The sequence below is a fragment of the Celerinatantimonas marina genome, from assembly GCF_046054165.1.
Classification (GTDB): domain Bacteria; phylum Pseudomonadota; class Gammaproteobacteria; order Enterobacterales; family Celerinatantimonadaceae; genus Celerinatantimonas.
This window is the reverse complement of record NZ_JBFNXK010000024.1, coordinates 38,809-49,358: the sequence shown is the minus strand read 5'-3', so window position 1 is coordinate 49,358 and position 10,550 is coordinate 38,809. Positions and strand designations below refer to the sequence as shown.

General features: G+C 46.4%; 12 protein-coding genes. 5 read left to right on the top strand and 7 right to left on the bottom strand.

Features of this window, described 5'->3' with window-relative positions:
* Positions 1 to 256: 256 nt before the first annotated feature.
* From nlpI to hemA, 7 genes are all read right to left on the bottom strand, one after another.
* Complete coding sequence (gene nlpI, locus ABUE20_RS18665) at positions 257 to 1,135, bottom strand: lipoprotein NlpI (protein WP_408621475.1); 879 nt, start codon at positions 1,133 to 1,135, stop codon at positions 257 to 259.
* 67 nt (positions 1,136 to 1,202) lie between these two features.
* Complete coding sequence (gene kdsA, locus ABUE20_RS18660) at positions 1,203 to 2,057, bottom strand: 3-deoxy-8-phosphooctulonate synthase (protein WP_408621474.1); 855 nt, start codon at positions 2,055 to 2,057, stop codon at positions 1,203 to 1,205.
* A 10-nt stretch (positions 2,058 to 2,067) separates the two neighbouring features.
* Entirely contained in the window at positions 2,068 to 2,829 is a 762-nt protein-coding gene (locus tag ABUE20_RS18655) for a SirB1 family protein (protein ID WP_408621473.1), read from the bottom strand.
* 11 nt (positions 2,830 to 2,840) lie between these two features.
* Entirely contained in the window at positions 2,841 to 3,215 is a 375-nt protein-coding gene (locus ABUE20_RS18650; RefSeq protein WP_408621472.1) for a hypothetical protein, read from the bottom strand.
* Positions 3,215 to 4,057: a peptide chain release factor N(5)-glutamine methyltransferase gene (gene prmC, locus ABUE20_RS18645; RefSeq protein ID WP_408621471.1), complete on the bottom strand. Its 843-nt coding sequence runs from the start codon at positions 4,055 to 4,057 to the stop codon at positions 3,215 to 3,217. The genes ABUE20_RS18650 and prmC overlap by 1 nt, the downstream gene beginning before the upstream one ends.
* Positions 4,047 to 5,138 carry a peptide chain release factor 1 gene (gene prfA, locus ABUE20_RS18640; RefSeq protein ID WP_408621469.1) on the bottom strand — a complete coding sequence of 364 codons (1,092 nt, stop codon included), beginning with the start codon at positions 5,136 to 5,138 and terminating at the stop codon, positions 4,047 to 4,049. Before prfA ends, prmC begins: the two co-directional genes overlap by 11 nt.
* A gap of 45 nt (positions 5,139 to 5,183) precedes the next feature.
* On the bottom strand, positions 5,184 to 6,434 hold the full coding sequence (hemA, locus tag ABUE20_RS18635) for a glutamyl-tRNA reductase (protein WP_408621468.1): 1,251 nt from the start codon (positions 6,432 to 6,434) through the stop codon (positions 5,184 to 5,186).
* 213 nt (positions 6,435 to 6,647) lie between these two features.
* Here hemA and lolB point away from each other — a divergent pair, with 213 nt between their 5' ends.
* From lolB to pth, 5 genes are all read left to right on the top strand, one after another.
* A complete protein-coding gene (lolB, locus tag ABUE20_RS18630) occupies positions 6,648 to 7,229 on the top strand; it encodes a lipoprotein insertase outer membrane protein LolB (protein WP_408621467.1) in 582 nt (193 codons plus the stop codon).
* Positions 7,229 to 8,086, top strand: coding sequence for a 4-(cytidine 5'-diphospho)-2-C-methyl-D-erythritol kinase (ispE, locus tag ABUE20_RS18625; protein ID WP_408621466.1), 858 nt, complete (start codon positions 7,229 to 7,231; stop codon positions 8,084 to 8,086). The genes lolB and ispE overlap by 1 nt, the downstream gene beginning before the upstream one ends.
* Positions 8,087 to 8,148: 62 nt before the next feature.
* On the top strand, positions 8,149 to 9,090 hold the full coding sequence (locus ABUE20_RS18620) for a ribose-phosphate pyrophosphokinase (RefSeq protein ID WP_408621479.1): 942 nt from the start codon (positions 8,149 to 8,151) through the stop codon (positions 9,088 to 9,090).
* Positions 9,091 to 9,295: 205 nt separating this feature from the next.
* Complete coding sequence (locus ABUE20_RS18615; protein ID WP_408621465.1) at positions 9,296 to 9,943, top strand: 50S ribosomal protein L25/general stress protein Ctc; 648 nt, start codon at positions 9,296 to 9,298, stop codon at positions 9,941 to 9,943.
* A gap of 2 nt (positions 9,944 to 9,945) precedes the next feature.
* Complete coding sequence (pth, locus tag ABUE20_RS18610) at positions 9,946 to 10,536, top strand: aminoacyl-tRNA hydrolase (protein WP_408621464.1); 591 nt, start codon at positions 9,946 to 9,948, stop codon at positions 10,534 to 10,536.
* Positions 10,537 to 10,550 lie beyond the last annotated feature (14 nt).

Sequence of the window (10,550 nt, the reverse complement as noted above, 5' to 3'; positions counted from 1 at the left end):
CTCGCACGGCTTGGCGGTTGGAAAGACAGTAAAAGAAATGGAAGAGCGGCAGTTAAAACGCTCTGGGAAGGATGGCTTAAACTACAAGCCATCCTTGAAGGCTATGAACTCGCTTTGTCTCTTGAACAGGACTTGTGATCAAGAGACAGGCCAAAGGCGGTGGTTTAGAGATAACAAAAAAATCCCTCACATCATGTGAGGGACTTCTGTGTAAAAGGCAGCCATCATGGGTTTTTAATAGCCTAGAAAGGAAGCCCTAAGATTTTCTTGCAGTCATAAAAGGCTGCTGATCATAAATCTGTAATTCCAACAGCGCCAACCGATGCTCGATATATTCATAAACATTGCCAGAAAGCGACAGTTTAAAATACGATTTAGCAAGTTCGTTTTTTCCATCCAGCTGCATTTTTTTCGCCAGATAAAAATAAGCTTCACAAAGCTGCTGCGCCAATTGCACATTATTTTGCTCTGAATTATCGGCCAGATGAATAAACTCCCGAACAGAGATATCCCCCGTATACAATCCAACAATTTTCCAACCCCACTCATCACTTTGCTGATGCGGCTGATACTCCTGCTGTAAGGTTTTCAGGGCCAGTTTCGGGTTATCATGCATTTGGATCAAATATTGCCAAACTAACCGATAAGGATCATTCTCAGCTGAAGCCTGATAGTGCTGAATATCTTTTTCTGCAAGCGTATATTTATGTCCATAATAAAGCGCTAAAGCTCGGGTAAAGTATGGGTAAGTATCCGTTGCATCCAGCTCAATCGCTGAGTCAAAAGCCTCATAGGCATTGTCTAATTCCTGATGACTCAGATAAAACAATCCCAAGAAATTATAGGAAGGTGAAAAATCAGGGGTAATCCGGATAGAATGGCTAAAATCCAATCGGGCCATGGCTTCCAATCCCAGATTCGTTAATAACAATCCCCGTTCATAATAAAGCTGCGAAAGCTGTTCATTCTGATATTTACCCGAATCAATCAACTGACCTAATCGAACTAATGTAGCTTCCGACTGATAACTAATCTGCAGCGGAACAGCCAATGCAATCGGCTCAGGCTGTGAAACAGAAGCACAGCCACTTAACAGCGCCAAACTAACCAACGCGGAAGCAATCGTTTTCATCATAGCCATCCTGTAATCCCTGGCGTTTCATCTATCGACTTCAAAGGGCCGCGACTCGGCTCTCTACTGATTAGTGAGCGGTATCAACAGGCGCAAATGACTTCACTAAACTGTCTAATGCCTTAATTTGTTCCAAAAATGGCTCTAGTTTGGCCAATGGCAGCGCACTGGGGCCATCACAACGAGCATGATCCGGATCAGGATGAGCTTCCAGAAATAACCCGGCTAATCCGGTTGCCATTCCCGCCCGGGCTAATTCCAAAACCTGTTCCCGGCGACCACCGGAAGCCTCACCAAAGGCGCTACGGCACTGCAATGAATGGGTTACATCAAATATCACCGGACGATCACCACAGCTCCGTTTCATCACCCCAAATCCCAGCATATCGACAACTAGATTGTCATAGCCGAAGTTGGTTCCACGATCACACAAGATCAATCGTTCATTGCCGCATTCCACGAACTTATCGACAATATTTTTCATCTGTGACGGGCTTAAAAATTGAGGTTTTTTAATATTAATAGTCGCCCCAGTTTCGGCCATCGCCTGCACCAGATCAGTTTGGCGTGCCAAAAAAGCGGGCAATTGGATAATATCAACGACCTCAGCCACAGCTTTAGCCTGGGCCGGTTCGTGCACATCGGTAATCACGGGAATATTGAACTGGTGCTTTATTTCTTCAAAAATTTTCAGCCCCTGCTCTAATCCCGGTCCACGATAAGAATGAATGGATGAACGGTTAGCTTTATCAAACGATGCTTTAAAAACGTAAGGGATCCCAAGTTTTTCTGTCACGGTGACAAAATGTTCGGCGATCTGCATGGCCAAATCTCGGGATTCCAAAACATTCATCCCAGCAAACAAGGTAAAAGGACGATCATTGGCTATTGTTAATCCAGCAACCTGGACTTGTTGTGCAGTCATATATATCTCATTAATGAATCGTTGATGAATCTTGTTCTAAACTGCGGATCTGAACTTTTAACAAGTCAGCAACCGGATCTTTAGGGCATTTTTCAATAAAATACTCATAATCGTGAATCGCCACATTGGCACAATCAAGCTGCTGAAACAAAAAGCCTCGATCCCGCATTTCATGTGGATCTTCGGGATTAAAACGCAGCAAAGTTTCGGAAACTCGTAAAGCTTCTTCAAACTGATCTTCCCGAATAAGGGCACTTTTCAGTGAAGATAACCAGCGAATAATCACCTGTCGCGATTCCAGTGGACGCAAATGATCACTGGTTAAACGCGCCAAATCACCTTTATATCCCCGTAATTTTAGCTCCACTTCATGCAATGATAAGATTTCCCCGTTAAACGGATCGAAGTAATAATCATCATCGAAGTTAAAACGTAATACAAAGCACCCGGGTAAATCGAGAATATCCATAGGTAACTCAAATTTACGCGCAAAATAACTCACAACTAAGGCCAAAGAGGCCGATGTTCCCAGACGCAGATGAATCACTTTGTCCAGATAAACATTGTCACTATTGAAGAAATCTCTCCAATTTCCCCGAAATCCAAGCTGGTCGTACACTAAATCGATCAACTGATCTAACCGGGCCTTACTGGTTGTGGCTAATGAATAATCAGATAACCATTGATGCCACCAGCGAAACAGCTGATGCCGACAACTTTGTGCTTCGCGTCCAGATAACTCTTCATTTAATGCCAGAGCTTCAAATAACACGGAATATTCTCCTAACTCAACCCAATAGGCCGATGATGAATCCCTGCCTTAGCGGCAATAATCAACCAACCACAAATACCTAAACCTATAATAATGCGTACCCAACGTCGTTGATAGTACTTAAAACAGATCCGCATTAAAATAGTGCCTACCATTAATGCACCAATTTGTTCAGCGTACCATATTTCAAACCAAGGTTTTTGACCAATTCGCAATGCACTTCCGGTACTGCCGATCATAATCAGTAACAGCAAGCCCGCTTCTATTTTTTTCCAGTGCTCCGCTGAAAGTGATAACAGGGAGCCATAACCGCTGCGTACCAACCATTGCCCGAGTAATAACGTTAATCCTAGAAGTTGTAATCCATTCCAAACATAACTCATCATTATTTAACCCGATACTGACCTAATGTCACCCGCGGTTGACCCGCATAATCACAACAGGTCTGTACCTGATGCCACCCTGGTTTAGCCAGATATTCCAACAATGGCTCCGACTGTTGATACCCATGCTCCAACAATAACCAGCCCCCCTCATTTAAATACGCTGGCGCGGCGTCAATAATTGTGAACAAATCCGCTAATCCATGCGCTTCGGCTACTAGCGCACTCTTAGGTTCAAAACGAACATCCCCTTGCTGCAGATGTTCATCCAGTGGGTCAATATAAGGTGGATTACTCACGATCATGTCGAATTTGCAACCTGATAGTGCATCAAACCAACTAGATAATCGCCAATCGACCGAGACCTGATTACGTTCACCATTCCGTCTGGCAATCGCGAGCGCATCTTCCCGAATATCAACGGCTGTTGTCATCAGATCAGGACGCTCATGAGTTAAGGCAATTGCGATCGCGCCGGTTCCCGTGCCCAAATCCAGTAAACGAGCCTGCGGGCTCAATCGTTCAAGTGCTAACTCGACTAAAACTTCAGTATCAGGACGGGGAATTAATGTACAGGGAGCAACGTAAAAAGGAAGTGACCAAAACTCACGCTCACCGATAATATAAGCAATCGGCTCGCCCGACTGACGTCGTTTCAGCAACTGCTGATAAGCTTGCCACTGCGATTCGGTCAAGCTTCGCTCGGGCCAAGTCATCAGATAAACCGGGGGCTTTCCCAACACATGACCTAATAGAACCCGGGCATCCAAGCGGGCTGAATCACTAGAGATCAGAGCACTGCCCGCAAACTGCAGTGCTTGTTCGATGGATAAATTAAAGGTCATTGTCCGCTAAGGCTGCCAACTGATCGGCCTGATATTCCTGCATAATCGGATCGAGCAACGCATCTAAATCACCTTCAATGACTTCATTCAGGCGATACAGGGTCAGGTTGATACGATGATCACTCACCCGGCCCTGCGGATAGTTATAGGTCCGGATCCGTTCACTGCGATCCCCACTGGCCACTAATTCTCGGCGCATACTGGTTTCTTCGCTGCGGCGTTTTTCATCTTCAGCAGCCTGTAAACGAGAGACCAAAACCGACATCGCTTTCGCCCGGTTTTTATGCTGGGAACGCTCGTCCTGACATTCAACCACAACCCCCGTTGGTATATGGGTAATACGCACTGCCGAATCAGTTTTGTTAATATGCTGACCACCCGCGCCCGATGCCCGGAAGGTATCGACTCGCAGATCCGCAGGATTAATCGAAACGGCTTCCGCTTCGGGAATTTCAGGCATGACCACCACGGTGCAAGCGGAGGTGTGAATTCGGCCCTGTGATTCGGTTTCAGGTACCCGTTGCACCCGATGACCGCCAGATTCAAACTTCATTGCACTATACACATGCTCACCGGCAATTTTAGCAATCAGTTCTTTATAGCCGCCATGTTCGCCTTCATTAGATGAGACAATTTCAATTTTCCAGCCCCGGTGTTCGGCATAACGGCTGTACATTCGGAACAGATCTCCGGCAAAGATTGCGGCTTCATCACCGCCAGCACCGGCTCGTATTTCTAAAAATACGTTACGCGCATCATTCGGATCTTTAGGCAATAACAAGATCTGTAGTTCGCCTTCCAATCGTTCCAAAGTCGATTTAGCTTCTGCGACCTCTTCATTGGCCATTTCTTGCATATCCGGATCGCTATCATTCAGCATTTCTTGAGCGACCTGTAAGTCTTCATTCGCTTGCTGATACTGGCCAAAGCAGTGCACGACATCTTCTAACTGAGAATATTCTTTCGTCAGTGCCCGGAACTGCTCCTGATCACCAATGACGTCAGGCTCTCCCAATAAAGTCTGAACTTCTTCGTAACGTTCTTTGAGTGTTTCTAATTTGGTTAATACCGATGCTTTCATGCTGTTCTCTGTAAATGGTCGCCATGAGTCTGGGCTAACTCACGCCTACTTAGTCACGCCGATGGTTTCCCGGATGACCTCTAATTGCTCTAAATGGCCTTCACGCCCCGCCTTATTAAGCGCCTGAGTCGGAGCATGAATCAATTTATTAGTGAGTTTAAATGCCAACTCTTTAATCACTTCTTCAGGCTCATGCCCATGTGCCAACAAATCCAAGGCTTTATCTACCTCACCATCTCGCACTTTAAAACTGTTCTGACGATACTCACGAATACTTTCAACCGTTTCCAGCGAACGCATCCACGCCATAAATTCAGCCACTTGCTGGTCAATGATATTTTCAGCTTGATCAGCCGCTTCACGCCGATGCGCTAAATTTTGTTCAATAATGCCCTGTAAATCATCCACAGTGTAAAGATAGACATCTCGCAAATCGCCCACTTGTGCTTCGATATCCCGGGGAACGGCAATATCAACCATAAAGACCGGATGATGCCGTCGCTTACGCATCGCTTCTTCAACCAACCCTTTACCAATAATAGGTAACGGACTCGCGGTTGAACCAATCACGATATCAGCCTCATGCAAATAATCCGGTAATTCATTCAGGGTAATGGCCCGACCACCAAACTGATGAGCTAAAGCTTCAGCTCGGGCGACCGTCCGGTTAGCGACCGTAATCTGATGCACCCCTTGATCCAGCAAATGTTTTGCGACCAATTCGATGGTTTCACCAGCTCCGACCAACAATACTTTCGATTCGCTCAAATCGGCGAAAATACGCTTCGCTAAGCTCACCGCGGCAAATGCAACGGAGACCGCATTTTCACCGATTTCGGTTTCCGTTCGGATCTGTTTGGCCGCAGCAAAGCCTCGCTGAAAACAACGCTCTAAAATTGGCCCGATCACGCCGACTTCCCGGGCTTCGGCGTAAGCCTGCTTGACCTGTCCGAGGATCTGAGGTTCCCCTAAAATCATCGAATCCAATCCGGCTGATACCCGAATCAGGTGCCGGATCACTTCACTGTCTTGATAAATATATAATGCCTGGCGCAGCTGAGATTCATCAACATGCTGAAATTCCGCAAGCCAGTGAATAATCGGTTCTGGGCTTTCATCATTCGAGTGAATGTAAAATTCGGTCCGATTACAGGTTGAAACGATCACCGAATGACTCCGGTAGTGATCATTTAACTCGGTAAGAGCCCGGCTCATCTGCTCGGCACCGATAGAGGCCTTCTCACGCAGCTCCACGGAAGCCGTTTTATGATTAATTCCTAATGCCAGCAAGCTCATTGACTATGGTTTCTAGCTCTAACTCACGATATGATGCAAACAGCTAATTGTAAGGGAAAGCGCCCCCAAAAGAAAGAGTACGCCTTTAAACTGATAGCATAGCGTTACTTCAGGATCGTTTACCTTTATTGATTGATTTTGCTACCTGAAAGGTCCGATAAGCCAAATTTAATTATCCACGTTATTAATGCCTTTAACGCATCGAGGTCTGTTTTGTTCCGATTATCACTCATTGCATTTATTGTTATCTTGCTCAGTGGATGCGTCACACCGCCCCAACCCCCACAAGCTGGATCATGGGCCCAACAACAGCAACAACTCCAACACATACAACAATGGCAACTACAAGGACAAATCGCAATTTTCACCCCCAGTGAACGCCATAGTGCATCCCTTTACTGGCAACACCTTTTGCACGCAGAGAAACTTCAGGTCAGTGGTCCGTTTGGCAAACAGTTATTCAGTGCCACCATCAATCCGCAGGGTGCCACGATTCATAGTGATGGGAAACTTTATCAAGGCGCCGATGCCAGCCAATTAATCTGGCAACTGACCGGCTGGCAACTCCCTTTACAACGACTTCCCGGATGGATGATTGGGTTACCGTCGGAGGCTCATTACCAGCTTGGGGCGGATCACCGGATCAGTCAGATGACAACGAAAGATGGATGGACTATTCATTATCTAAGTTATCAACAAGTAGGGATCTATACCCTACCTTACCTACTTGAAGTCCAGCGAGATTCCATTAAGATCAAATTAAAAATTAATGACTGGCAATTGGAACCCAAATAATGGTGACCCGGGCAACACGATATTTAGCACCTGCCAAACTCAATCTATTCTTGCACATCAATGGCCGTCGTGCGGACGGTTACCATGAGTTACAAACCCTGTTCCAGTTTATCGATTTAGCCGATGAACTGGAAATTGAACCCACAACAGACACCGCAATCCAGCTACAAGGTGATCACTGTGATGTAGCCCCGGAGCAAAACTTAATTGTCCGTGCGGCTCGATTGCTTCAGACCCAAACGCAGACCTCTCTGGGAGCACACATTACACTGCATAAGCGATTACCGATGGGTGGAGGGATCGGGGGAGGCTCTTCCGATGCAGCCACCACGCTACTGGTTTTGAATCGACTCTGGGAAACCAACCTATCGATTGAGCAATTAGCGTTATTAGGCCGCCGGTTAGGCGCTGATGTTCCGGTATTTATTCGCGGTCACGCTGCCTTTGCCGAAGGCATAGGTGAACAGCTCACCGATGCCGAACCCGATGAATGCTGGTATCTATTACTAACCCCCCCGGTACATGTCGCTACAGCCTTCGTGTTCAATCATCCAGAATTGGTGCGTAACACACCAAAGTACAATCTAGATCAATTAAATTGCATAAAAACAACCAATGATTGCCAAACAATTGTCTCCAAAACCTATCCCGAGGTTGCGCAGGCTTTGCAGTGGTTGGTAGAATACGCGCCAGCCAGAATGACTGGAACCGGTAGCTGTGTATTTGCACCTTTCGTCGATGAGCGTCAGGCCAGAGCTGCTTTGCAACTTTGCCCGACACAATTTGCAGCAAAAGTGTGTCGCGGCGTAAACCATTCGCCTTTACATCAGCAACTTCAACAGTTAGGACTGTTATGAAAGCCTGTCATTCCGCAATCGTCCATCCATCAACGGCAACACACAACCGAGGTATTTTTACCGTGCCCGATATGAAGATTTTTGCAGGTAACGCCATACCTGAACTCGCCCACAGCATTGCTGACCGCCTTTATACTAAACCAGGTGACATTTCTGTAGGCCGATTCAGTGACGGTGAAATCAGCGTAGAAATTAAAGAAAATGTCCGAGGCGGTGATATTTTTATCATCCAGTCTACTTGCGCCCCCACCAATGATAATTTGATGGAGTTAATCGTCATGGTGGACGCGATGCGTCGCGCATCCGCAGGTCGAATCACGGCGGTTATGCCTTATTTCGGTTATGCCCGTCAGGATCGCCGTCCTCGCAGCGCCCGCGTGCCAATTACAGCCAAAGTCGTCGCCGACTTCCTGTCCAGCGTTGGTGTTGACCGCGTTCTCACCGTCGATTTACATGCCGAACAGATTCAGGGATTCTTCGACGTTCCTGTTGATAACGTATTCGGAAGCCCAGTCTTACTCGACGATATTCTCGAAAAACAACTCGACCAACCTGTCGTTGTTTCACCTGATATCGGTGGTGTTGTTCGCGCTCGTGCCGTGGCTAAAATGCTAAATGACGCGGATCTGGCCATTATCGATAAACGTCGTCCTCGAGCCAATGTCGCTCAGGTCATGAATATTATCGGGGATGTTAACGGCCGGGACTGTATTCTGGTCGATGATATGATCGATACCGGTGGGACCTTGTGCCAGGGTGCTTTGGCGCTTAAAGAAAAAGGGGCTAAACGCGTATTTGCTTATGCGACTCACCCTGTTTTCTCAGGAAAAGCGGCAGAAAATCTGGCTAAATCAGTGATCGATGAAGTTGTTATTACTGACTCCGTGCCATTGTCACCACAGATGAAAAAATTGCCTAATGTTCGCCAATTAACGCTGGCTCCCCTATTGGCTGAAGCCATTCGCCGCGTTAGCAACGAAGAATCTATTTCGGCAATGTTCTAAATCTTAGGGTTGGCATTTATCGCCTTCTCCGTCTGATTTAGACAAGGCAGCCTTAAAGGGCTGCCTTTTAATTTACAGCGTTAACCACTTGCCCTCTTGGCACGCCCTGCTAGGTAATGTTAGAATAGCGCGCCTTTTTATAGGGTACGGGTTATGACTTGGTCGCGAGTCATAGCCAATTTTATTTATTTAAGGAATAATACGAATGTCTAAAATTGTACTGAATGCAGAACTTCGCAGTGAACTGGGGAAAGGTGCGAGCCGCCGCCTGCGCCGCGAAGATAAAGTTCCTGCCATCCTTTATGGTGCAGGTAAAGAAGCTGTTTCTCTGACTCTGGTTCACGATAAAGTAATTCAGGCTCAGGAAAACGAAGCATTTTACTCTCAGATTTTAGAGCTGAAAGTCGGTGGCGAATCGGTTGATGTTTTGGTTAAAGCAATGCAGCGTCATGCTTTCAAACCAAAAGTCACTCACATTGACTTCTTACGGGTTAACGCATCTGAAACATTGACAACTACGGTTCCTGTTCATTACCTGAACGAAGAAACAAGTGTTGCAATCTCTGAAGGTGCGATCATTCACCACCATGCAACAGAAATTGAAGTCAGCTGTCTGCCTAAAGACATCCCTGAATTCATCGCTGTTGATGTGGCTCAATTAGCAAACGGTGAATCAATCCACTTGTCACACATCACTCTGCCAGAAGGTGTTATTTCAACTGCTTTGGCTCGTGGTGAAGAACACGATTTGGTATTGGTTTCTGCAGCAATGGAACGTGGTAGTTTAGTTGCTGACGATGAGGCCGATGCACCAGCTGCTGATGCTGCTGACGAAGCACCAACAGAAGAATAATCGTGGCGAATCCAATTCGCTTGATTGTGGGCCTGGGTAATCCAGGCCCCGAATATACCCAGACCAGACACAATGCCGGTGTATGGTTTATCGACGAACTTAGTCATCGTTATCAGGTTAACCTACAACCACAGCCCAAATATTTTGGATACTTAGGTCGCTTTACTCTGGCAGACCAAGATATCCGGCTACTGGTTCCCACCACATTTATGAATCTCAGCGGGAAAGCTATTGCAGCGGTCGCTAATTTTTATCGTATTGAACCCGAACAGATTCTCGTTGTCCATGATGAAATGGATATTGCACCAGGGACTGCACGGCTGAAACAAGGTGGGGGTCATGGTGGACACAATGGCCTGAAAGATACTATTGCAAAACTGGGTAATAACCGGAATTTTTATCGCTTGCGCATTGGCATTGGCCATCCAGGTGACAAAAATGAAGTCACCGGTTATGTTTTAGGAAGAGCGCCTAAAAACGAACAACAGCAGATTGATGAAGCGATTGATGAATCGGTTCGTTGTCTGGAAATATTATTTAACGATGGCTTGAGCAAAGCTCAAAACCGTCTGCACGCTTTCCAAGCCAATTAAAAGGTAATCAAGTC

Bases quoted from the DNA above. Each gene is read 5' to 3' on its own strand.
- prmC (WP_408621471.1), bottom strand. From the start codon at position 4,057: ATGACCTTTAATTTATCCATCGAACAAGCACTGCAGTTTGCGGGCAGT.
- ABUE20_RS18650 (WP_408621472.1), bottom strand. From the start codon at position 3,215: ATGATGAGTTATGTTTGGAATGGATTACAACTTCTAGGATTAACGTTA.
- prfA (WP_408621469.1), bottom strand. From the start codon at position 5,138: ATGAAAGCATCGGTATTAACCAAATTAGAAACACTCAAAGAACGTTAC.
- nlpI (WP_408621475.1), bottom strand. From the start codon at position 1,135: ATGATGAAAACGATTGCTTCCGCGTTGGTTAGTTTGGCGCTGTTAAGT.
- hemA (WP_408621468.1), bottom strand. From the start codon at position 6,434: ATGAGCTTGCTGGCATTAGGAATTAATCATAAAACGGCTTCCGTGGAG.
- kdsA (WP_408621474.1), bottom strand. From the start codon at position 2,057: ATGACTGCACAACAAGTCCAGGTTGCTGGATTAACAATAGCCAATGAT.
- ispE (WP_408621466.1), top strand. From the start codon at position 7,229: ATGGTGACCCGGGCAACACGATATTTAGCACCTGCCAAACTCAATCTA.
- ABUE20_RS18615 (WP_408621465.1), top strand. From the start codon at position 9,296: ATGTCTAAAATTGTACTGAATGCAGAACTTCGCAGTGAACTGGGGAAA.